The sequence below is a fragment of the Vibrio crassostreae genome, assembly GCF_041439375.1.
GTDB classification, from domain to species: Bacteria; Pseudomonadota; Gammaproteobacteria; order Enterobacterales; family Vibrionaceae; genus Vibrio; species Vibrio crassostreae_D.
The window spans coordinates 1-23,515 of record NZ_JBGONY010000059.1; the positions used below are offsets into that span (position 1 = coordinate 1).

Sequence of the window (23,515 nt, forward strand, 5' to 3'; positions counted from 1 at the left end):
GCGGATTCCAAATCCGCGTGTTGGGAGTTCGAATCTCTCCACCCCTGCCATATACGAAGCCTCAGCAGAAATGCTGAGGCTTTTTTGCATTTGTTGCTTCTACGAAGCAATGTTGAGAGCTGGATCGCCAGCCCGGTCGAATCTCCGGAGTGCCAGCCCAGTCCACCCCTGCCATATTTAAGGCTCTAGACTGCGCGTCCCGGCAGAAATGCTAGAGCCTTTTTGCTTTCTGAATCTAACATCCGCCATTAGCAGAGCAGCGGATTCTCCTACTTACCAAAACAGCGCGTGTTGGGAGTTCGAGCGCCAGCCCTGTCGAATCTCCGGAGTGCCGGCTCAGTCCCCCCTGCTATATTTAAGGCTCTAGACTTGCGCGCCCCGGCAGAAATGCTCGAGCCTTTTGCTTTCTATGATTTGAACATTACCCTCTCTCCAAATGAAAATCCCTCTTTATCTTCAAAATATCATCCTCGATATGCACCTATTTCCTAATGACGACTAGTATGAAAATAGAGATCATTTATTTGGAATTGTTATGAGGTTATTTTGTACATCAGCTCTTATCTTTTGTTCGTTTTACGTATCGGCAACCCCATGGGAAAAAGAAAAGAGCCCGACAAGAAATTCAACCTCATCTATCGGTAGTTACGCTAATGGCTGTCTAGACGGTGCGCAGGCTTTGCCAATTGACGGTCAAGGTTACCAAGTGATTCGTCCTCAGAGAGAGCGCTACTATGGACATACAGAGGCCATTCAGTTTATTGAAAGGCTAGGTGTGACCGCAAGCGAACAGCTCAACACTAATTTATTGGTTGGTGATATTTCTCTACCTCGAGGAGGGCGCTTTTCGTCTGGTCATTCAAGTCACCAGACTGGCTTGGATATTGATATATGGTTAAGGCTCACCGATAAGAGGCTGTCCGAAAATGAACTCGCTGTTCCTAAGCCAATCAGCGTTGTCGATCTTACCAACTACAAATTGCGCAAATCGAATTGGACTGATGATCACTTCCAAGTCATTCGCTATGCCGCGAAAGATGAAAAAGTGGTACGTATTTTTGTTCATCCAGTGATTAAGCAAACCCTTTGTGAACAAGAAGGCTCTGACGCTAATGATAGAGCTTGGTTAGGCAAAATAAGGCCTTGGTGGGGGCATCATTCACATTTCCACGTTCGTTTAAAGTGTCCTGAAGGCAGTTCAAATTGTATAGCTCAAGCAAACCCTCCTCAAGGTGATGGCTGTGGAGATGAACTTGCCAGTTGGGCTCCAAAGACCATTCCAGTTCCACCTCCCCCAAAAGTAGCGAAAAATAAGAAAAAGAAAAAAGTTAAAGTGATGCCAAGTCAGTGTTTGGCCTTGATATCGAATAAGTAATCCTGTTAATCGAGGCTTTTTACAGTGGTACAGCCACTGGTTTTCTCGACTCTAAAGCTGGAGAAATATCACACTTTTGTCTAGTGTTTATAAACACGAGATTAAGAACATCGTTTGATATTAATAAAACTAATAACGCTATCAGCAAGGGCGATGACGAATTTGACACGGCTTGGTCAAGGGTGGAGTGTTTTTGGGGTGAAAGATGCGGCTTATATGCAGTATGTAAAATCAGAGTCTGATACCCGTAGATAGATAATTCAAGGATAAGACTATGACTATGATTTGTGCAAAGGAATTTTCAGGATGGTTAAGACATAGGTTCAACGCTGAAAGTTCGGGTATTTCTATTTCGAGGGATGACATCACTCAATTGACGGGCAGACAACGTCTAGACCCTAGCTTCGTAAATGATGTGCACTATGAATTGATGCAGTATGGAATGGCATTTGTGACAGATACCAGCAGGGAAAACTTTTATCTTGTTCCTGTATCTCAGTCGATAAACTGGCGAGAGAGACTCGAGTACCAATTTGAAAAAGAGCTCTTCTGCAATATTTACCCAATCGAAAAATCAGGTTAAAAAAAAGGTTCAACTTATGGTTAAGTTGAACCTTTCTTCTTTTAGGTCAAGCCTTGAATGATAACAAACTTCTCTAGTAGCTCATCTTCAGTTTCAATATGGTTTGGATCAGTGATGATGCACTTGGTAATTGGGCATACAGACTGACACGTTGGCTTCTCATAGTGACCTTTACATTCAGTACATAAATCTGGGTCGATTTCGAAAATGCTGTCACCCATAGTTATTGCGCCGTTTGGGCATTCAGGGTCACACATATCGCAGTTTATGCACTTGTCAGTGATTAACAGAGCCATTGCTTTCTTCTCAGTTGAGTTTCTAAGTAAAGTTACTTACCTGAAGCGTTACGTGTATCTTGGCCTTCGCTCAAGTTACGCATCAGTAAGCCATACTCTAAGTCTAGATCTGCTGGTACCGGAATAAAGACAAAGTGACCGTTACCTTTAGCGTCTTCGACAGCTTCAGATTTACGGTTTTCCATAACTTCCAGTTTGAAAACAACGTTACCTTTCGGTGTCATCATTTCTAAGCTGTCACCAACTAGGAATTTGTTCTTCACCTCTACTTCCGCTAGGTCACCGCGGCGCTTACCTGTGAATTCACCAACAAACTGTTGAGTGTCAGAGATTGAGTAACCGTACTCGTAGTTTTGGTATGTATCATGAGTGTGGCGGCGTAGGAAACCTTCAGTGTAACCACGGTGAGCTAGGCTCTCTAGTGTGCCCATTAGGCTTTCATCGAACGGCTTACCAGCAACAGCGTCATCGATAGCTTTACGGTAAACCTGAGCTGTACGTGCACAGTAGTAGAAAGACTTAGTACGACCTTCGATTTTCAGTGAGTGAACACCCATCTTCGTTAGACGCTCAACGTGCTGGATTGCGCGAAGATCTTTTGAGTTCATGATGTAAGTACCATGCTCATCTTCAAACGCAGCCATTTTCTCTTCAGGCTTGTGTGACTCTGAAAGTAGAACCACTTCATCTGTTGGTTTACCTAGACCTAGTGTGTTGTCTGGACGTTCGTCTTGAACTTCAACATCCTGAATCTCAACACCAGTAGGGTTTGCTTCAACAATCTGACCGTTTTCGTCTTCTTTTGCCGCTTCTGCTTTGTATTCCCAACGACAAGCGTTAGTGCAAGTGCCTTGGTTAGGATCGCGCTTATTCATGTAACCAGAAAGTAGGCAACGACCAGAGTACGCCATGCAAAGTGCACCGTGAACAAAGATCTCTAGTTCTGTTTCTGGACAGTGTTCGCGGATTTCTTCGATCTCTTCAAGTGATAGCTCACGAGATAGGATGACACGCTCAACGCCTTGTGTAGCCCAGAATTTTACCGTTGCCCAGTTTACAGCGTTAGCTTGAACTGAAAGGTGGATAGGCATTTCAGGGAATGCTTCACGAACCATCATAATAAGACCAGGATCAGACATGATAAGAGCGTCTGGGCCCATATCAACAACTGGCTTAAGGTCGCGAATGAAAGTTTTTAGTTTAGAGTTGTGTGGCTGAATGTTACATACAACATATAACTTTTTGCCTTGAGCATGAGCTTCATCGATACCGATTTGTAGATTTTCGTGGTTGAACTCATTGTTACGAACGCGAAGGCTGTAACGTGGCTGACCCGCGTAAACTGCATCTGCGCCGTAGGCGAATGCGTAACGCATGTTTTTAAGGCTTCCTGCCGGTGATAATAGTTCAGGTACAAATGGTTTTTGTGTAGTCATTGCTTCGTTCTCTAATCTGATCTCAAGTCAGGTTGATACCACCAAGTGATATCAAAGGGGCGCAAATTTTACGCTAAAATGAGTTTGGTTGATAGCCCTAAAGATAGCAATGATATTAAGAAGAGAGTGAAGGGATAAATATAAAGCGGGAAATGTAGGGAAAATAAGCTCAGGCACGGTGCACCTGAGCTTTGAAGTTACTTATTAAGCGTTTGGTTGAGTTAAGCCACCTAGTGATTCGAACAGGTTCGGAAGGAACACGCTGAACTCACCACATAGCAATGAGAAATCTGCATCAAAGCGTGCAGCTTGGTCCTCACGAGGAATATCGTCGTTTTCGTCTTTTAGTTCATCACTGAATTTTAGGCGTTTGATACTGCCATCTTCTGCAAGAATGAATTCAATACGGTCTTGCCAGTTGATAAGAAGTTTCGTCACCATCTTATTGGCTTCGATGTGGTTCTTAATTTCATCCGCTTCTAGTTCTTGCTTCTTAACTCGGACAATACCGCCGTCTTCTTGGATAGACTTTAACTCTGCTTCATCAAGCATAGTGATACCTTGAGGCGTATCGCCTGACTTAACCCATTCAGTTAACGTTGTTTCAATCGCTTGCTCAGGAATAGCGGGCACGACTGGTAGGCTACCCATTGTTTTACGTAGCAATGCTAATACGTCTTCTGCTTTTTTGTAGCTGCTAGCATCAACCACAATGAAACCTTCTTTTGGCATGATCAGCGCATAAGTAAAGTTACTGCGGCTGAATGCACGAGGAAGCAAATCAATGATGATGTCTTCTTTTAGGCTGTCTTTCTCTTTCTTTTTAAGAGGAGTGCCAGATTCAGCTTCAAGCGTTTCTACTTTTGCGTTCAGCGATTCTTTGATCACAGAAGCCGGTAGCATTTTCTCTTCTTTCTTTGCACAAATTAGAATGCGGTTTTCTGATACGTGCGTCATCATATCGCCGTGTCTACCCATTGCATGTACCCAACCAAACTTCTGTTTGTCTTGGCTACCACAAGGAGTAAAGCGGAATTCTTCAAGTTGTTTCTCTAGCTGATCTGCGTTGAAATCAATATCACGGTTGAAGCGATAGACTAGGCAATTTTTAAACCACATAAATTTTTCTCATACCTTTTTAGAAGTGCTTCATGATATGAGATCTAATTCGATTTGTCCTTAGCTCTGTATCAAAAGTTGTAAAGTGAAATGTTTGAGACAGTTATATGAAAATTTGTTTTCAAAGGTCACAAAAGTGTCATAATTAACTCAGATAATGCAATGCGTTGATTAAATACAAAGGCTATTCAATTATGTCGAGAAGGATTCTGGTCGTTGAAGATGAAGCACCTATTCGTGAGATGCTGTGTTTTGTACTTGAACAAAAAGGCTACCAAGCAGTAGAGGCTGAAGATTACGATACAGCGGTAAACAAGCTATGTGAACCTTTCCCAGATCTAGTATTACTAGATTGGATGCTACCTGGTGGTAGCGGGATAAACTTTATCAAGCACATGAAGCGTGAAGAGTTAACTCGCAACATCCCAGTGGTGATGCTGACGGCTCGTGGCGAAGAGGAAGATAAGGTTCGTGGTTTAGAAGTGGGTGCTGATGACTACATTACCAAACCATTTTCACCCAAAGAGCTCGTCGCTCGTCTGAAAGCGGTTATTCGCCGTGTAACGCCTACTGCACTAGAAGATGTGATTGATGTACAAGGTCTTAAGCTAGACCCAGTATCTCACCGCGTTACCGCAAGCGAAGGTCCAGTTGATATGGGGCCAACAGAATTCAAAATGCTGCATTTCTTTATGACGCATCAAGAGCGTGTATACAGTCGAGAGCAGCTGCTTAACAACGTTTGGGGTACCAACGTTTACGTTGAAGACCGCACGGTTGATGTACATATTCGACGCCTGCGTAAAGCGCTTGAATCTGCAGGTCACGATAAGCTAATCCAAACGGTTCGTGGCGCTGGCTACCGTTTTTCTACAAAGGCTTAATGTGGCTTCGCTGCCCAGTTTACGGAGTCCTGAATGGTTGAAAAGTTAACCTGGAAAAAGCTGGCTTGGGAGCTGGCTTTTTTTTACGTACCATGGGTTTTAGTCGGATGGATATTCGGTTATCTACCTTGGTTACTGCTGGCTGCTACGGTATTGCAGCTCGGCTGGCATCTACACAACCAAATGCGTTTGTCCGCGTGGTTGTGGGATGAGAAGCGTCTAACACCCCCTTCAGGCTCTGGAAACTGGGAATCTTTGTTTAACGGTATTTATCGTATGCAGCAGAGACAGCGTCGCAAACGTAAAGAACTGACCAACCTTATTCGCCGTTTCCGCAACGGTGCAGAATCCCTTCCCGATGCCGTTGTGGTATTTCGTGGCGAAGGCAATATCGTTTGGTGTAACAAACTGGCTCAGTATTTGTTGGGCTTTCGTTGGCCAGACGACTCTGGACAACCTATCTCGAATTTGATCCGCACTCCAGATTTTATTAAGTACCTGAATAAGCAAGATTTCTCTGAGCCATTAGAGATGCCTTCTCCACTGAATGTGGAGCGTATGCTCGAACTGCGTATTGTGCCGTATACTGAGGGTGAACACCTGATGGTGGTGCGTGATGTCACTCAGCTTAAGCAGTTGGAGGGCATGCGTCGTAATTTCTTCGCTAACGTATCTCATGAGCTACGTACTCCAATGACCGTACTTCAGGGCTACCTTGAAATGACGGAAGATCCAGATATGATCGTTGGGCCTATGTGGCCTAAAGCTCATGGTGTGATGACTGAGCAATTGAATCGCATGAACAGTCTGGTTAATCAACTACTCACGCTTTCTAAAATTGAAGCTGCGCCAATGCATGAGCTCGATGAAGTGGTTAACGTTCCGGCGATGCTTGAGGTTCTTGAAAAAGAGGCTGCAAGCCTAAGTGGTGAGCGTGAGCATAAGCTGGAATTTGATATCGATAAGAGCCTACGAGTTTTAGCTGATGAAGATCAACTGAGGAGTGCGATATCTAACTTGGTGTACAACGCAGTGAAATACACACCACCGGGCGCTACGGTTAAGGTACGTTGGTATCAGACTAGTCAAGGTGCCTGCTTAGACGTGTCAGATACGGGGGATGGTATTGAACCTCAGCATTTACATCGACTCACAGAGCGTTTCTATCGTGTAGATAAAGCACGTTCACGTGATACTGGTGGTAGTGGTCTTGGGTTAGCGATTGTGAAACATGCGCTTAGTCACCATGACTCACATTTAGAAATTCAAAGTGAAGTGGGTGTCGGTAGCCGCTTCTACTTCACGCTTCCAAATCGATTGACTGTGTCATGATTTCTCTCATACGCAGGGTGCGTTTCCCCGTCAGTTCATTGTTAGCGTTGGCTTTGGTTAACTCTGTCCATGCAGAACAAGGTGTCGATTCTCTTCCTGATTATTCTAAGGTTCCAGGCATTTCCGGGAGTTTATTGTCGGTAGGTTCGGATACCTTGGCAGGCATGACAACGCTATGGGTGGAAGAGTTCAAGTCTTACTACCCGAATGTAAATGCTCAAGTCCAAGCATCTGGCTCTTCTACCGCTCCTCCAGCCTTAACCGAAGGTACTGCTCACTTAGGGCCAATGAGCCGACCGATGCGCCTAAGAGAAGTCGAAGCATTCGAAAGAGAGCATGGTTATAAGCCGACGGCACTGCGAGTTGCTATCGACGCCATTGGCATTTTTGTGCATCGTGATAACCCTATTGAAGGGCTCAATTTTCGCCAAATTGACGGTATATTTTCAGAGACACTGCGTTGCGGTGCAACGAAACAGCTAGCCGATTGGCAAGATTTAGGAGTCGATCAGCCATGGGCAAAACATCGATTCCAACTGTTTGGTCGTAACTCCGTTTCGGGAACCTACGGCTATTTCAAACAAAACGCCTTATGCGGTGGTGACTTTAAGAACCGAGTCAATGAACAGCCAGGTTCTGCATCGGTTGTACAGTCGGTCGCTTCATCAATCAGCGGTATTGGCTATTCGGGTATTGGCTATCGAGTGGCTGGCGTTAAGTTAATTCCTATTACCGAGCATGGTTCTGATTATGTAGAGCCGACTCGAGCGAATATCTTGAGTGGTGATTACCCTCTATCACGCTTTCTTTATGTATACGTGAACAAACACCCAGATAAACCGCTTTCTCCTGTTGAGAGAGAGTTCCTCACTTTTGTGTTCTCAAAGCAAGGGCAAGAACTGGTAGAGAAAGATGGCTATTTAGCGATACCGTCTGAGTTCGCAGAGCAAGAGTTGGCAAAAGTCGGGCTCTGATTGAGGCTACTACAAACTTAGAAAAGAAACATATGAACAGCTTGCGATGCCGCAGGCTGTTTTTATTTTGATGGTTCGTTATTTTAGCTTCAACAACCATCCAGCATTTTGCCAACGTCGTTGCTCTTCTCTGAGTTCACAATCAAGCAGTTGGTTATGGGCCAACCAATCGCTGTTAGATCCTTGCAATTCCCAGTTATCCTGTTGTTTTATAGTTAGCGATACGTCTGGGGCCTGTGCTTGATTTCGCTGACGGTTGAGTAAGATAGCGAGTCTCAATACACGAATCAGCAGGGTGATTTGTTGGAGGGTAAACAGAGAAAGTTCCGGCAAATCTTGTAGCTTGAGCGCTTTTCTTTGATAGCGAACCAATGTTGATATAAGACGTTGTTGCTCAGTATTAAAGCCTGGCATTGTCGTGTGCTTAAGTAGATAAGCCGAATGGCGATGATAGCCTTGGAATGCAATACTTTGTCCTACCTCATGAAGTAATGCAGCCCAACTAAGCAGATCATACAGCTCATTAGTGACCGCCGTTGTCACTTGAGGTTGTATTTGTTTCAGCAATGAAAGAGCGAGTTCTTTCACTTTCTTGCCATGAATTACGTCTACATGGTATCGAGAGATGAGCGTTTCGGCAGTTCTTGTTCGAACACCTATATCTTTAAATCGATCCTCCATGTCATAAAGAACGCCTTCTCTCAGGGCTCCATCAGAAAAATGTAACTCTTTGATGTCTAGCGTATCCATGGCTGCTGAAAGAATGGTAACGCCAGCAGCAAACACTGGCTTTCTCTCATCACTTAAACCTGAAAGATTTAAGGTTTTGGATGATGAAAATTCACATAAGTGATTCTTTAAATAGGACAGGCGTTGGGGTGTAATGAGGCCATCGGTGAACCCTAAGCCAATGAGTACCTCTTTTATTGATTTAGCCGTCCCTGATGAGCCAAAGGCGATTTCCCAAGGGGCTTTTGTATATTCTTCAATTAATGGAATCAATAGACGAGTAGCCGCGGTATTAGCATCTGAGAAGTGTTTTGAGGTTAGCCCTCCGTCAGCAAAGAAACGTTGAGTGAAACTGACGCATCCCATAGGTAAACTGCGCATAATTAAGGGAGTAAAACCTTGTCCTGCGACGAGTTCGGTACTCCCTCCACCAATATCAATAACCAATTTAGATTCAGAGGCGGTTTGAGTGTGTTCTACGCCGTTATAGATTATTCGAGCTTCTTCTTGACCGGAAATGATCTCGATTGGAAAAGGGAACAATGGTTTAGCTTGCTCTAAGAAGTCTTTAGCGTTTTTGGCCTTTCTTAGAGTATGAGTCGCAACAACTCTGACATCATCAAGTTCAAAATCTGCTAGTCGCTCTGCGAATACTTTAAGGCATTCTAGGCCTCGCTCGATAGCGCTTTCGGATAGGAAGTTACGTTCATCCAATCCATTACCTAATCTCACTTTCTGTTTGTGTCTGCTGACTAATTGCAGGTGTTGATCGAATACTCGGGCAACTACCATGTGAAAGCTGTTCGAGCCCAAGTCTATAGCGGCAATACATCGAGAATGTCTGTTATCAATTAGTGGCATGATTTCTTCTCTTGTTTGTACTTCTTGCGAGCAAGTTTCTCCATACGTTTAATATAGTGGTAAGTGGAGAGTTGTGACGTCGGGTAATCAAGTGGGTTAGCTGGTGGTTGTATGTAAGGGTTGCTCATCGATTGGTCTAACACTCGAGCTTTGTTACTGTCATCGAAATGAAACTCGGTGATATCGATGATGGTTTGCTTGATCTTTGGATCTAAAATTGGGGCTGCAACTTCGATGCGGTGATCAAAGTTTCGTGTCATCCAGTCAGCAGAGGAGATATAGACTTTCGGCTTTCCAGCGTTACTAAATATCATCACTCTCGGGTGTTCGAGAAAACGATCGACCACACTGACAATCTCAATATTGTCACTGATGTTGGTTATGCTAGGGACAAGAGAGCACATGCCGCGAATGACCATTCTCACTTTTACATTGGCTTGGCTGGCCTGATAGAGTTTTTCAATGATCTCTCGATCAACCAAGTTGTTGAGTTTTAGAGTGATGCTTGCGGGCTTACCTTCTATCGAATTTTGTATTTCATTATCTATCAACTGGTAGAGGCGTTTTCTTGTATTCTTTGGTGACACAATCAGTTGTTTGAACTGTGACTTTTGATAAGGGTTTTCAATATATTTAAAGACTTGTCTCACCTCTTGAGTCAAACCTTCATTCGCAGTGAGCAGAGAAAAATCGGTATACATGCGCGCTGTAACTTCATGAAAGTTACCGGTGCCAATATGGGTATAATACTCTGTATGCTTGCCTTCTTTTCGTTTAATGAGCAGCAGCTTGGAGTGAATTTTTAAGCTCGGGATGCCATGGATGACTTTTACACCCGCTTCTTGAAGTTTCTTGGTCCATTGAATATTGGCTTGCTCGTCAAAGCGGGCTTGCAGCTCGACAACCACGGTGACCCTTTTACCATTGTGCGCAGCGTCGATGATCGAGCTGAGGAGTTTTGAGCCTTCCGCAACACGGTAAACATTTATTTTGATGGAGGTTACCTTGGGATCAAAGGAAGCCTGCCTAACAAGTTCAGTGATGTGATTAAAGGTGTGATAAGGGTAATGGAGTAAGATGTCACGCGCTTTGATTGCTTCGAAATAGTTTGGGTAGTGGTTGAAATGCGCGCACTTAATCGCGGGTAGTGGGCGATTAACTAAATCACGTCGGTTAAGGCTTGGGAACTCAGAGAAATGTTTGAAATTATGATAACGACCACCTGCAATGACACTATCATAGTCAGACAATTTAAGCCTGATTTGTAAGAAGTTGAGCATTTCAGCTGGCATTTCTGATTCATAGATCAGACGTATCGGCAGTGCCGTTAAGCGCTGTTCTAAACCTAAAGACATCGATTCTAATAGGTTATTTTCATTGTCCTCTTGAAGGTCATAATCGGCATCACGCGTCATTTTTATCGCAAAACAACGCAATGAGTCATACTCAAAGAATCCTTTAAGCAAGTCACCCAAACAAAATCGAACTATATTATCTAACAAGATCAAAGTCATACGCTGCGAACCCGAAGCTTCCGGTAGCTTTACAAATCGAGGGAGTTCCTCTGATGGGATTTCGAGTAAGACATATTGAGAAGATGCCTCATGCCCGATGTCGATGGCTAAGTAGCTTTGTTCGTCTTTGAGAATATTGAGTAACTGGCTATCTTCGTTCAAGAGAAACGGAGTTAAGTGTGGTAGCACTTTTTTCTTAAAGTACTTTTTGATCCAGTCACTTTGCTCTTCGCTGATTTGCTGTTCGTTGACCAGAAAAATACGATTGCGCGCTAGTTCCAACAATAGGTCGTTATACAGGTCATGGAATTGAGCATCGAGCTTGCTCGCTTTACTCTGCATTTGAGTCAGTAAAGTTTTCGGTGAGTTGGAGAGTAGCTGTGGATCTTGAAGTAAGATCTTTCGCTTCACATCAGCAAATCGAACTTTGTAAAACTCATCGAGGTTTTTCGAGTAAATACCTAAAAAACGAACTCTTTCGATTAATGGTACTGACTTGTCTGCCGCTTCTTGGAGCACTCTTTCGTTGAACGATAACCAGCTAAGTTCTTTTGTGACATAGTCTTTTTCCATCGAGATGAGAATCCTTGAGTACTGGCTATAGAGCTGATTACTTTAATTTAGAATAGCAAAATGCACAAAATCTATGATCTTACTTTAAGAAATATGGCTAACAAACTTGTTATTAGTTTCAGTTGTTTAACGTAACTTGTAATATAATTGTCATCTAAGATACATATTATGTCAGTAGCTAAAAAAAGGTAGATAAACAGATGGCTTCAGCCCAATTTTCATTGAAAGAGCGCGACAAAAAAAGATGGTTGAAAGATCGTCTCGTCCGTTTTTCGGTGACATGTGGTGCGGTCAGTGTTCTCGCTGCTCTGGTATTGATCTTTGTTTACTTGGCGATGGTCATTTTACCTGTGTTTTCTGACACTGGTTTAGATACTGACCAAGCCGTGAAGACCGTTGCCGCAGAAAAGCCTATCGTCTTATCAGTTGACGAATATGGTCAGCATGCATTTACTATCGAAAAATCCGGTTTGGTACAGTTTTGGGATTTAGAGGCCCAAAATACACACTCTTACTTTGAGCGTAATGTTGTAGCCAACCCAGTCGCCTTTTCTCGAAATACCCCATCTGAAAACTGGTTTGCTTTTGCCGACAGCGCTAGCAACCTTACTCTTTTCTATCCTGAGTATAGTGCGCCTGTGCTGAAAAAGGGCAGCGAAGCCGAACCTAAAATTGAGCAAATCGATCTCCCTGAACCATTTTTAAATGATGAATCCTCAAACGGGGCAACGATCGACAAATTTGCGTTCTCAAAAAATGGACGCGGTATTACGGTTGCTGCTCAGTTAAGTGACCAGCGAGTCTTAGTTAAGTGGTATCAGAGCGACCTTACTGGTCAGTATGTTTTTCAGCAGAGCCAATGGCTGTCGGATAAATTGGGCTTGCAGCAGCAACTGCTCGTCACACCTGATGGGCAAACTTTATATCTCCGAGCACAATCGGATTTGGTTGTTTTAAAACTATCAGATAACGGCTTTGGTGTTCGTGAAGTGATTGACCTTAGCTTAAACGATGCGAAGCATTCCGTAAAAAGCATCGATTTACTGTCTGGGGCATACTCGTTGTTGGTCACGCATGAGGACGGACAGGTTTCTCAGTGGTTCGATGTACTCAAAGATGAAAAGCGTAGTCTGACCCATATTCGAGATTTCCAACTTGCCGAACAAGTGCAATTTATCCTGCCCGATACTTATAGAAAGGGTTTTTACAGCTTCTATAAAAACGGCACATTACAAAGCCATTATACAACCAGTGAAAAGCTGTCGTTGTTTGAACGAGCGTTTGATAAGTCACCACAATTAGCCGCTATGTCTGCCAATGAACTGCATCTGGCGACGTTGATTGATGGCACTATCAGTGTGGCTAAAGTCGACAATGAATACCCACAAATATCATTTTCATCACTTTGGCAAAAGGTCTGGTACGAAAGTTACCCTGAGCCACAATACGTTTGGCAATCAACGTCGGCGAACGATGACTTTGAAGAGAAATTCAGTTTAGTACCTATCACGTTCGGTACCATTAAGGCCGCTCTGTTTGCGATGATGTTTGCCGTGCCGGTTGCTGTGCTCGGAGCCATTTACACTGCCTACTTCATGTCTCCACGAATGCGAAGAGTGGTTAAGCCTTCGATAGAGCTGATGGAAGCACTTCCGACCGTGATCATCGGATTTTTGGCCGGGCTTTGGTTTGCTCCAATTGTTGAAACGCATTTAACTGCAGTCTTCTCATTAATGGTTTTATTACCACTAAGCACATTATTTACGGGGCTTGTTTGGTACTGCTTACCTAAAATGGTGACGAGTCGCTTCTCTAATGGCTGGCATGCTTTAATATTGATACCGGTATTGATGATTACGGTGGGCGCTGTGTTTGCTGGTGGAAACAGCATCGAAGCCTTGTTGTTTGGTGGTGACATTCGTACTTTTTTGGCTAATTATGGCATCGATTTTGACCAGCGCAATGCGCTGGTGGTTGGTTTTGCTATGGGCTTTGCGGTTATCCCGACAATCTTCACTATCGCCGAAGACGCTATTTTCTCTGTACCTAAACACTTATCAGATGGTTCATTGGCGTTGGGCGCAACAGCGTGGCAAACCCTTATTTATGTAGTGTTATTGACGGCTAGTCCGGGTATCTTTTCAGCCATCATGATGGGGTTAGGACGAGCGGTTGGCGAAACAATGATCGTCTTGATGGCTACAGGTAACACACCAATTCTCGATTGGAATATTTTGGAAGGGATGAGAACGCTATCAGCAACGATTGCAGTTGAATTGCCTGAATCAGAAGTTGGCGGTTCTCACTTCCGCTTATTGTTCTTGGCAGCATTGTTGCTGTTTATTTTCACGTTTGCGGTGAACTCAGTTGCAGAGTGGGTTAGACAAAGACTGAGAGATAAATATCGTGCGCTGTAGTTTTAAAGATTTACTTCAATATGCATCAATGACTGTTAGCTGTTTGACTAGCCTATCTCGTGGCATTTTCTGTTCCTTGAGCCCGCTCGTCAAGAGTAAGGTAGATCGTGATGAATAAATTTAAGTCATTAATATTTTGGTTTAGATCGGGCTCTCCGTGGATATGGCTAACGGGTGGGGCTGTGAGCATCAGTATGCTTTCTGTCCTTGGTCTCATGCTGTTGATTGGCTGGAAGGGCCTAACCTATTTTTGGCCAGCTCCTTTATACCAATGGCAAGTTGATTCCAAAGACTTATCGTTAGTGGTCGACCTTGACGAAACCGTATCAAAACAAGATTTATTGATTGGTCAGTTATATGAACGAAAGTACATTCCGATAGAGCAAGTTCCACAAGTCCATGGCCTTCTGTCGCCTCAAAATTTGTCGACAGGGCTAATACAGCGCTTAAGCATTAAAGTCGCCAACAGAGAACTGTACTCTGCGGACTTTGTTTCGATTCTGGATGTTAACTTACGTGAACCAACCACTCCACTTGATTGGGTTGTGATTGAACGAAGTCGAGGTGGTTATTTCTTTGGTAAGCCAGTGGGTTTTAAAACCGCTTCTGGCACATTTGATTCGAACATAGACCAAAAGCTCGAACAAGGTTTAGCGTTTGCCGATACGTTACGTAAAGAAACGTCGCGTGTTGTAAATCAAGAAATTCGCAATATCAGCTGGCAATTGGAAAACTTGCGTTTAGAAAAGCGTAAGCTTGAACTTAATGAATCAGTGAGCGATGAATATCTTAAAACCTATACTCAAACTAGACTGGAATTAAACCGCCAATTAGGTGAGGCTGAAGCAAAGCTCGAGCACTTGAGAACGCAGCTTAATGTAGAAAGCTTACTCGTTGAGGATATGACAGGAAAAGTGGTTGAAATTTCGCTCAGTCACATTCTGGATTATTGGTACCCGAATAATATGTCCTATCTTGAAAAGGTTGGGCATTGGGGCAAACAAGTTTGGAAGTTCTTATCTGAGAACCCACGAGACTCAAACTCTGAAGGCGGTGTGTTTCCTGCGATTTTCGGCACCGTGTTGCTGGTTATTCTTATGTCGATCGTCGTGATGCCTCTTGGGGTGGTTGCTGCGATATATCTTCATGAATATGCAAAAAACAACGCACTCACACGTTTGATTCGTATTGCTGTGATTAACTTGGCGGGTGTACCGTCGATTGTGTATGGTGTTTTTGGTTTAGGCTTTTTTGTTTATACCATTGGTGGCTCGATTGACACGCTGTTCTATGCTGAGCGATTACCTGCTCCGACATTTGGTACACCGGGTCTACTTTGGTCTGCATTAACCTTAGCGGTATTAACATTGCCCGTTGTTATTGTAACTACCGAAGAGGGTTTAACACGGATTCCTAGCTCTGTGAGGCACGGTTCATTAGCCCTTGGTGCTACTCAATTTGAGACGCTTTGGCGTATTGTTTTACCGATGGCAAGTCCTGCGATTATCACGGGTTTAATTTTGGCAATCGCGAGAGCCGCAGGGGAAGTGGCTCCACTAATGCTGGTGGGTGTTGTGAAATTAGCTTCAAGCTTGCCAGTAGATGGTCAGTTTCCATATCTACATTTAGACAGAAAGTTCATGCATTTAGGCTTTCATATCTATGATGTTGGGTTTCAAACCTCTAATATTGAAGCGGCACGACCTTTAGTGTATGCCACTTCATTTTTATTGGTTACGGTGATTGTTGGATTGAATTTAACAGCCATCAATATCCGTAATAACTTGCGTGAAAAATACCGAACCTTAGGACAAGATTAAATGTTCTCGATTAATGAAACCTTGGGTTACCAAGCACCACTAGATGTTCATAACCTGAAGGATGAGCAAGTTGCTATCTCAATTGAGGGGCTAAATCTTTATTATAAAGAGAGCCAAGCACTCGATGATATTTCAATGCAAATTCCAAAGGGGCAAGTGACGGCTTTTATTGGCCCATCAGGGTGTGGTAAATCGACCTTGCTGCGCTGCATTAATCGGATGAATGACTTAGTTGAAGGGTGTAAGGTTTCTGGGAAAGTGAAGCTTCATGGCAAGAATGTCTATCACCCTGAGGTGGATGTTGCGACCTTACGGCGTCGTGTTGGTATGGTATTCCAGCGCCCGAACCCTTTCCCTAAATCTATCTATGAGAATGTGGTTTATGGTTTGAGGCTGCAAGGTGTTAGCAACAGCCGAGACCTTGATGATGCGGTTGAGCGCTCTCTTCGTGCTGCAGCGCTATGGGATGAAGTGAAAGATCGACTGCATGAGAACGCCTTTGGTTTATCTGGCGGCCAACAGCAGCGTTTGGTTATTGCTCGTGCGGTCGCGATTGAGCCTGAAGTACTCTTGTTGGACGAACCGACATCTGCACTGGATCCGATTTCTACTTTGACGATTGAAGAGTTGATCAACGATCTCAAAACACAATACACAGTAGTGATTGTTACCCACAACATGCAACAAGCCGCGCGTGTAAGTGACCATACTGCCTTTATTCATATGGGAAAATTGATCGAGTACTCAGATACGGACTCAATTTTTACGTCTCCATTGAAAAATCAGACGGAAGACTACATTACTGGTAGATATGGCTAATCTCTACAGAGGTGTCATCTAGAGCTAAGTCACTCTATAAAAATGGCTTTCTTCATTTCTTTCAAGGAGCAGCTATGCATTTCGGTCGCCACATTTCAGGGCAATTCAATGTCGAGTTAGAGTCGATCCGTACTCATGTATTGACCATGGGTGGGTTAGTGGAGCAGCAACTCTCGTTTGCAATGCAGGCGCTTCATAAAGACGATGTTGAATTGGCTAAAAAAGTGATTCGTGACGACCATAAAGTGAATGCGATGGAAGTGTCGATTGATGAGGCGTGTACTCGAATCATTGCAAAGCGTCAGCCGACAGCGAAAGATTTGCGTCTGATTATGGCGATCATCAAAACGATTACCGATCTAGAACGTATTGGCGATGTTGCCTCTAAAATCGCTCAAGGTGCGATAGAGATCCCTTCGACCAAAGAACAAAAGTTCCATGTTTCGTTAGAGCCTCTTTGCCGTCAGGCTATCACCATGCTTCACCAAGTATTAGATGCTTTTGCTCGTATGGATGTCGATGCGGCGGCAGAAGTTCACAAGCTTGATGATAAGTTGGATGCGGAATACGAGGCTGTCATTCGTCAGTTAATGACTTATATGATGGAAGACCCTAATAACATCCCAAATATTTTACAGGTGATGTGGTCGGCTCGTGCGATTGAGCGAGTGGGGGATCGTTGCCAGAATATCTGTGAATACATTATTTACTTTGTGAAAGGGAAAGATGTACGCCATTTAGGCGATCAAAGCCTAGATGACGCACTGAAGTAGGGGACTCTTTAAAAGCTAAGAATTGCACCAAGATTGAAATTGATCGTCGTGTCGTAAGGCACAAAGGTTTTATTGTGATCAAAAATATTCATATCAACACCAGCACGCAGTCCAAGCATTGGTGTCGCTTGGTAAACGTAGGCACCGCCTAGGCTTAACCCATGGGTTGTCTTTTCTTCTACTTCGCCTGAGCGTGTTTTTGTACCATCATAACTTGCCACACCTATCTCAGCCTGAAAGCCGTGGTTTTGGTTTCTTCCAAACATATTTTGGATACCAACACGATATGCATCGACAGTTTCATCATATCGTTCGCTGTCATACCAAAGGTGAGAATAACTTAGGTAAACGGCACCTAAATTTGCCACATCAGTAACCCCCGCCTGTAACCCGAAGCCATGATAAGAACCAATTTTTAGTTCAGGGGATAAATGAAGACCACTTGAAAATGCAGAGGTTGAGAATAAAGCCGAAGTTAGAAGAAGTGTTTTTAGTTTCATGGTACCACCGAAGTAAATTTTGCTCTCCTTAGCATTAGGTCGATCCATGAATGAACCCAGAGAATTAACTGGATAACGGTAATCATTGTATGGACTTTGAAAGAGCAGGCTAATTCGCATTGGTTATCTCTGTAATAACGTATACTTATCAGTGGTTGTTATCGTTATTTAGCGAGTGCTTTGTCTTACGTAGCCTTACAAAACGAGTTTGATAGATAAACGTCTACTTAACCTTATGTTATTTAGTGTATTTGTTTCGATGTAATGATGAAAATGACGATAATGTCGATGTGGCTCATTAGTGTTTACTATATTCCGATTAATCTTTAATTTATTCTCTTGCTGAATTTATCCTCCACATTTATTTTTCAGGTAGATATCAGTATGAAAAAGTTTCTTTTAGTTTTGTCCCCTCTTTTCACGTTAACAGCGTGCGGCAGCGTTGCCATCATGGACAAATCAGAAGTGGTTAGTAAGCAACCGCAACTTATTATTAAAACAGATGGTGACTTCTGGGGATTGGGACAAGAAGGAACGTTTGATATTGCAGGTATGTATCAAGGCAAATACAGTCGAAACTCATCAAGTTCAACATGGTTTGATACTGTCTCTTTTAAAGACGGAGAGCTTGCAGCTGAGATCACTAGAAACGACAATGGTCAGGTGTGGAACTTAATTTGTTCTGGCGGTGGGACTTCAGTTAACTATATGGGTGTTGATTTCGGTGGCAATAAGCCTTATCGCTGCTCTGTAACCCAAAGGAATGAGAAAGTAGGAGAGTTCGTCTTAGAGCCTCAATCTGGGATGATTAAAGTTAGTTTAGAGAAGAAAGAAGCTGGCTACATACGAGTTGGGTCGAGTAAATATGATGTAGAAACTGTCCACTCAAGCAAAGACCTTTTGATGTCAGTTGAAAAACCTTTAGGGTATAGCTTTAAACAAGTTTCACAAGAGGTAGCAGCCGCTCAGACGAATGGAATGCTAACTTTACAGATGATGCCTGAACTTAATGATGATGAGAAAGATACGCTAGTTATTGGTACTATCGCGAGTGCATTGAGTTGGCGTCCAGAAGACTAGGGTTCAATATATACCTTGTAACTGAGCTTACTTTTGAAGCTGTTCTGATAAAACTTGTTTAATGAGTTTTGAAAGCCAATTTGTCAAAGGCGAGTTTCGATTTTTAATGTGTATATAGCTATAGATTGGCTTTGTATGTACATGTCCCTCAACTAAAACGTCAATTCCACGTAGGTTTGGATAATTCTCTACTGGGAATAGGTTGGAATGGGGCATGTACATATCAGTATGTTGAATGACATCGATTAGAGCCATGACCAATTCGCTGCGGAAACCTATACTATGCTCGATGGAAAGGTCGGTTAGAATCTGAGACGCTAAGCTAAAATTGTCATTCCAACCTGGTGTGACTAATGAAGCGATATCGTACCCTGCCATATCATATGGAGTTACGGTATCTTGCTTTAAAGGGTGATCTTTCCTAACAAATATACGTCCTGTTAATTCAATGAGCTGCCTTGTATAGACTTCTTTACTTGTCTTTTCTCCTAAATAGCTTACTCCCATCAAAACCTCGTCTTTTTGTATATCTGAGACAGACGAGTTTGACCATGGAACAAGCTTTAGTTTAGCGTTTGGTGCTTGTGCTCTTATATCTTTAAAAAGTGAGCCGGACAGACAAGAAAGTACCACTGGAGATAGCGCTATTTTGAGTGTGTAATCGATCTCTTTCGGATCAAAAGTGTTTGATGTATTAACCGCGATAGATAGACCGTCCATGAACGGTTTGATTTGATTAGTGAGCTGTTCTGAGAAAGCGGTAGGCTGCAAACCTCCATGAACTTTAACGAAAAGGTCATCATTGAAGTGGTATCTTAGCTTCTGTAGGGCTTGGCTAACTGCTGGCTGAGAAACGAATAAACGTTCTGCCGCCTTTCTGGTGTTTTTTTCTTGATAAACAATCAGAAAGGTACGTAACAAGTTTAAATCGAGAGAGCTGAATAAGTCTTTAGCCATATCTGTCCATGAAAGGTTTACTGCGTTATTAAATCTAATATACGTCAGTCAGTTAGATTAGTCAGCGTGGTTCTTTTCGATTTTTGGTAGCGACTATTGTCCTAAAGCGGTAAGGGCTGCTCTTACATCGGATATCTTATTCGCATCAGTCACGGGGATCTGATAATCATCAATATCATCACTGCCCATTTGAGCACTTGAGTTGCTTTCCATTAGGCTCGGTCTTGTCGATTTACCTGAAAGGTGAAGTGCAGGTACTTGGGTGGTGCTATGAATCATTTTCGCATTCGTTGCGTTGACGCCAGCCCCTGCCATGATGTCGACTCGACTATCGGCCTGTTTAACCATTTCTGCCAAGATATTGATGCCTTGCTCAGCATTAACAGCAAGCCCTGATGTCAGGATCCTTTCACATCCAAGTGCGATGACCTGTTCTAAGGTTGTTTGGTAATCAGAGCTTTGATCAATGGCTCTGTGAAACGTAATCCCAAGCTTTAATGAGTGCGCTTTGTCAGCCAGTTGCTGCATTTTTGGCATATCAATACTTCCATTAGGCGCTAACACGCCAAGTACGACCCCATTCAATCCTGCACTCGCACAAGCTTCAATATCTTCAAGCATACAGAGCATATCGTCATCATCGAAAATGAAGTCGCCCTGTCTTGGTCGTATCATAGCGTAGACAGGAACGGACGAAACTCTTGCCGCTTGTTTCATCATACCGAAGCTAGGAGTTAACCCGCCAAGTGCTAGTGAGGAGCAAAGTTCAATGCGATTTGCGCCGCCAGACAGCGCGTTGTGTAGAGATTCTAAGTTATCGATACAGACTTCAATTTCGATGTTCATCATGTTTATCCGTTTAAAAAGATACTGATGAAATCATAGCAATCTTGGGATGATTCTGAATAGGTAGAGATAGAGGAAAATAGAGGTAAAGTTTGGCTTTGCGGTTACCTCTATTCATAGTGGATATGAGCGAGGAATAAATCATTATTGAAGCAATAGATGCAAAAAGCCCGAAGCGTGAACTTCGGGCTTTGAATAAGACTTTACTTCTTAACTGATTGGCGGTGCGCTTTGCGCTATTAGCTTATGCTTTATTTCTCTTTATAGAGAGTCTTCCAACCATTAACCCGCGTTGAGTTCGGGCTTAAGAGGTAATTACTTGCTTAGGTCGTCAGCGTGCTCAGATAGGAATGCTGCAACACCTTTTGGAGATGCGTCCATACCTGATTTACCTTCTTCCCATTGTGCAGGACAAACTTCACCGTTCTTCTCGTGGAAGTTTAGTGCGTCTACCATGCGTAGCATTTCGTCGATGTTACGACCTAGTGGAAGGTCGTTAACTACTTGGTGACGTACAAGACCGTCAGCATCGATTAGGAAAGAACCACGGAAAGCAACGCCTGCTTCTGGGTGCTCAACATCGTATGCTTTGCAGATCTCGTGCTTAACGTCAGCAACTAGAGGGTATTTAACTTGACCGATACCGCCATCAGCGATAGCAGTGTTACGCCATGCGTTGTGAGAGAATTGAGAATCGATAGAAACACCGATTACTTCAACGCCTTTAGCTTGGAAATCTTCAAGACGGTTGTCGAAAGCGATTAGCTCTGAAGGACAAACGAAAGTGAAGTCTAGTGGGTAGAAGAAAACTACAGCTTTCTTACCTTTAGTGAATTCTGCGAAGTTGAAGTTATCAACGATCTCACCGTTACCTAGAACAGCTGCTGCAGTAAAGTCAGGGGCTTGACGACCTACTAGTACCATTTTGGAATCTCCTAAAAAATTAGTTGGCCCAACACATCTTTGTTTGGGCTCCGTTTCTACGCGACAAACTATAGTACAATCGGTACTATAGAAAAAAGCGAATTAAATAGATTAAGTTAATCGAAAAAAGCGATAAGCTTATTCTTTGTCCTTTTCTCAGGTCTTATGACCTTCGTGTAACTTATCCTACTCATATTACAAAGTAATTTCATGAATAAATGGCCAAGTCTTAAGCAACTTCACTATCTTGTTACTCTTCACGAAACACGCCACTTTAGCGACGCAGCTGATCGCTGTTTCGTTAGCCAGTCTACTCTAAGTAAAGGTATTCAAAACCTAGAAGAGCTTATCGGTTGCCCTCTTTATGAGAAGAAAGATAAAAAGAGTCCATTGGTCTTCACGCAAGCGGGTGAGCTGGTGGTCAAGCATGGACGAGAGCTATTGGCGAAAGGGCAAGATCTTGTCGAACTCGGTAACCTATGTAACGGAGATGCGATGCAAGGGCAGCTGCGAGTAGGGTGTATTCCTACCATTGCACCGTTCCTTTTGTGCGATTTGGTACAAGAAGCGAACCAACGCTTTCCACAGTTGAATTTACTGTTACGTGAAGACACGACAACCAATCTGTTGGCTGCACTACGTCATGGTGAGTTAGATGTACTGATTTTGGCCTTGCCCGTCGATATCGACAACATGGAAAGCAAAGTTGTCGGGCAAGATCCATTCAGAATGGTGATCAGTCGAACTCAAGCCGATGGTATTCGTGTCCCGATTAAATATGATGACCTACCAGACGAGTCTGTATTCTTATTGGAAAATGAACACTGTTTAACCGAGCACGCAGTATCAGCCTGTAAGCTAACAGATAAAGAGAAGATAAACCCATTCACAGCGACAAGTCTCCATACATTGGTTCAAATGGTGGCAAACGGGCTAGGTACTACCTTTATTCCTCAGATGGCGATCGACCATGGTTTGCTGCAAAACCAGAATCTCGTGGTGATCGATCCTCCAGGCCAACAGGCGTACCGAGACATTGGTCTGGTGTGGCGACCAAGCTCTTCACGTCGTGAGACATTTCATCAGTTAGCTGATGTGGTTTCTGAGCTTTTATAATAGTCCGTATCGACAAAAAATCCCTTCGAGCGGCTTAATTGGCCGCTCTTCTTTATATCACTTCCGAGCGTTACTCTACTTCAGCTTCTTCTGGCTCGACTTCTTCTTGCAGTTCAAGCAAGTTAATCGCGATGGTGACGAAGTCACTGTCGGTGATAATGCCTACTAGTTCGTGGTTTTCTACGACAGGTAAACAGCCCACTTTATGTTTCTGCATATAGATAGCCGATTCTTTTAATCCTGCACGTGGCTCTGCTGACATAACACTTTTGTGCATGATGTCGTTGAGGGGAGTAGCAAGAGTAAAAGATTGAGCTTGTGGGATGTTTTGTAGGCTGGATTCTTGAGCGGCTAGAACGTCTCGTTGTGTGACAACACCGAGTAGCTTTCTATCGGCATCGACGACCGGAATATGGCGGATATCAAGCGCTTCCATCATGTGCTTAGCATCGGCTAGTGAGTGTGAGCGCAATAGGGTATGAGGGTTGCGAGTCATCATATCTTCAACCTTGATCATACGAACCTCCTTCTTTTTTATTTTGTTGCTATTACTATAGTTTTTTATCCTAAAAATAACTGAGATCTGA

The 23,515-nt window shown here is 43.4% G+C and carries 21 protein-coding genes; 11 read left to right on the top strand and 10 right to left on the bottom strand.

Features of this window, described 5'->3' with window-relative positions:
• Positions 1–535 precede the first annotated feature (535 nt).
• Together mepA and ACED45_RS19495 are read left to right on the top strand one after the other, a co-directional pair.
• Positions 536–1,375, top strand: a complete 840-nt coding sequence (mepA, locus tag ACED45_RS19490) for a penicillin-insensitive murein endopeptidase (protein ID WP_371714813.1) — start codon at positions 536–538, stop codon at positions 1,373–1,375.
• A 274-nt stretch (positions 1,376–1,649) separates the two neighbouring features.
• Positions 1,650–1,958 (top strand): hypothetical protein, encoded by a 309-nt coding sequence (locus ACED45_RS19495; RefSeq protein ID WP_060983276.1) that lies wholly within the window; start codon positions 1,650–1,652, stop codon positions 1,956–1,958.
• Between the two features lie 41 nt (positions 1,959–1,999).
• Here the strand turns inward: ACED45_RS19495 and ACED45_RS19500 are convergent, their stop codons facing one another.
• The 3 genes from ACED45_RS19500 to rdgC form a co-directional block, all read right to left on the bottom strand.
• Entirely contained in the window at positions 2,000–2,254 is a 255-nt protein-coding gene (locus tag ACED45_RS19500) for a YfhL family 4Fe-4S dicluster ferredoxin (protein ID WP_004740368.1), read from the bottom strand.
• Between the two features lie 32 nt (positions 2,255–2,286).
• A complete protein-coding gene (gene trhP / locus ACED45_RS19505; protein ID WP_371714814.1) occupies positions 2,287–3,690 on the bottom strand; it encodes a prephenate-dependent tRNA uridine(34) hydroxylase TrhP in 1,404 nt (467 codons plus the stop codon).
• Positions 3,691–3,894: 204 nt separating this feature from the next.
• Positions 3,895–4,809, bottom strand: coding sequence for a recombination-associated protein RdgC (gene rdgC, locus ACED45_RS19510; protein ID WP_017062534.1), 915 nt, complete (start codon positions 4,807–4,809; stop codon positions 3,895–3,897).
• A gap of 194 nt (positions 4,810–5,003) precedes the next feature.
• Here rdgC and phoB point away from each other — a divergent pair, with 194 nt between their 5' ends.
• The 3 genes from phoB to ACED45_RS19525 are packed head-to-tail and all read left to right on the top strand — an operon-like array spanning position 5,004 to position 7,999.
• Positions 5,004–5,693, top strand: a complete 690-nt coding sequence (gene phoB, locus ACED45_RS19515) for a phosphate regulon transcriptional regulator PhoB (protein WP_004735064.1) — start codon at positions 5,004–5,006, stop codon at positions 5,691–5,693.
• A gap of 33 nt (positions 5,694–5,726) precedes the next feature.
• On the top strand, positions 5,727–7,025 hold the full coding sequence (phoR, locus tag ACED45_RS19520; protein WP_371714815.1) for a phosphate regulon sensor histidine kinase PhoR: 1,299 nt from the start codon (positions 5,727–5,729) through the stop codon (positions 7,023–7,025).
• A complete protein-coding gene (locus ACED45_RS19525; RefSeq protein WP_371714816.1) occupies positions 7,022–7,999 on the top strand; it encodes a PstS family phosphate ABC transporter substrate-binding protein in 978 nt (325 codons plus the stop codon). The genes phoR and ACED45_RS19525 overlap by 4 nt, the downstream gene beginning before the upstream one ends.
• A gap of 78 nt (positions 8,000–8,077) precedes the next feature.
• Here the strand turns inward: ACED45_RS19525 and ppx are convergent, their stop codons facing one another.
• Both ppx and ppk1 read right to left on the bottom strand, forming a co-directional pair.
• Complete coding sequence (ppx, locus tag ACED45_RS19530) at positions 8,078–9,589, bottom strand: exopolyphosphatase (RefSeq protein WP_371714817.1); 1,512 nt, start codon at positions 9,587–9,589, stop codon at positions 8,078–8,080.
• Entirely contained in the window at positions 9,580–11,676 is a 2,097-nt protein-coding gene (gene ppk1, locus ACED45_RS19535; RefSeq protein ID WP_371714818.1) for a polyphosphate kinase 1, read from the bottom strand. Before ppk1 ends, ppx begins: the two co-directional genes overlap by 10 nt.
• A 200-nt stretch (positions 11,677–11,876) precedes the next feature.
• Here ppk1 and ACED45_RS19540 point away from each other — a divergent pair, with 200 nt between their 5' ends.
• The 4 genes from ACED45_RS19540 to phoU all read left to right on the top strand — a co-directional run bounded on the left by ACED45_RS19540 (position 11,877) and on the right by phoU (position 17,505).
• Positions 11,877–14,093, top strand: a complete 2,217-nt coding sequence (locus tag ACED45_RS19540; protein ID WP_371714819.1) for an ABC transporter permease subunit — start codon at positions 11,877–11,879, stop codon at positions 14,091–14,093.
• Between the two features lie 110 nt (positions 14,094–14,203).
• Positions 14,204–15,913 carry a phosphate ABC transporter permease PstA gene (gene pstA / locus ACED45_RS19545; RefSeq protein ID WP_371714820.1) on the top strand — a complete coding sequence of 570 codons (1,710 nt, stop codon included), beginning with the start codon at positions 14,204–14,206 and terminating at the stop codon, positions 15,911–15,913.
• Complete coding sequence (gene pstB, locus ACED45_RS19550) at positions 15,914–16,732, top strand: phosphate ABC transporter ATP-binding protein PstB (protein WP_060983284.1); 819 nt, start codon at positions 15,914–15,916, stop codon at positions 16,730–16,732.
• A 74-nt stretch (positions 16,733–16,806) separates the two neighbouring features.
• On the top strand, positions 16,807–17,505 hold the full coding sequence (gene phoU / locus ACED45_RS19555; protein WP_146489664.1) for a phosphate signaling complex protein PhoU: 699 nt from the start codon (positions 16,807–16,809) through the stop codon (positions 17,503–17,505).
• An 8-nt stretch (positions 17,506–17,513) separates the two neighbouring features.
• Here the strand turns inward: phoU and ACED45_RS19560 are convergent, their stop codons facing one another.
• The gene (locus tag ACED45_RS19560) at positions 17,514–18,005 is read right to left on the bottom strand and encodes a hypothetical protein (protein ID WP_371714822.1); all 492 of its coding nucleotides are present in this window, start codon (positions 18,003–18,005) and stop codon (positions 17,514–17,516) included.
• A 384-nt stretch (positions 18,006–18,389) separates the two neighbouring features.
• On the opposite strand from ACED45_RS19560, the gene ACED45_RS19565 reads away from it, so the two are divergent.
• On the top strand, positions 18,390–19,085 hold the full coding sequence (locus tag ACED45_RS19565) for a hypothetical protein (protein WP_146489665.1): 696 nt from the start codon (positions 18,390–18,392) through the stop codon (positions 19,083–19,085).
• Positions 19,086–19,112: 27 nt separating this feature from the next.
• Here ACED45_RS19565 and ACED45_RS19570 read toward each other — a convergent pair whose 3' ends face one another.
• The 3 genes from ACED45_RS19570 to ACED45_RS19580 all read right to left on the bottom strand — a co-directional run bounded on the left by ACED45_RS19570 (position 19,113) and on the right by ACED45_RS19580 (position 21,812).
• Entirely contained in the window at positions 19,113–20,042 is a 930-nt protein-coding gene (locus ACED45_RS19570) for a LysR family transcriptional regulator (RefSeq protein ID WP_371714821.1), read from the bottom strand.
• 93 nt (positions 20,043–20,135) lie between these two features.
• The gene (locus tag ACED45_RS19575) at positions 20,136–20,888 is read right to left on the bottom strand and encodes a copper homeostasis protein CutC (protein ID WP_146489705.1); all 753 of its coding nucleotides are present in this window, start codon (positions 20,886–20,888) and stop codon (positions 20,136–20,138) included.
• A 315-nt stretch (positions 20,889–21,203) separates the two neighbouring features.
• Complete coding sequence (locus ACED45_RS19580; RefSeq protein WP_004740353.1) at positions 21,204–21,812, bottom strand: peroxiredoxin C; 609 nt, start codon at positions 21,810–21,812, stop codon at positions 21,204–21,206.
• 210 nt (positions 21,813–22,022) lie between these two features.
• Between ACED45_RS19580 and ACED45_RS19585 the strand changes: the two genes are divergently transcribed.
• Entirely contained in the window at positions 22,023–22,928 is a 906-nt protein-coding gene (locus tag ACED45_RS19585; RefSeq protein WP_060983289.1) for a hydrogen peroxide-inducible genes activator, read from the top strand.
• Between the two features lie 70 nt (positions 22,929–22,998).
• Here ACED45_RS19585 and ACED45_RS19590 read toward each other — a convergent pair whose 3' ends face one another.
• A complete protein-coding gene (locus ACED45_RS19590) occupies positions 22,999–23,445 on the bottom strand; it encodes a CBS domain-containing protein (protein ID WP_108020769.1) in 447 nt (148 codons plus the stop codon).
• Positions 23,446–23,515 lie beyond the last annotated feature (70 nt).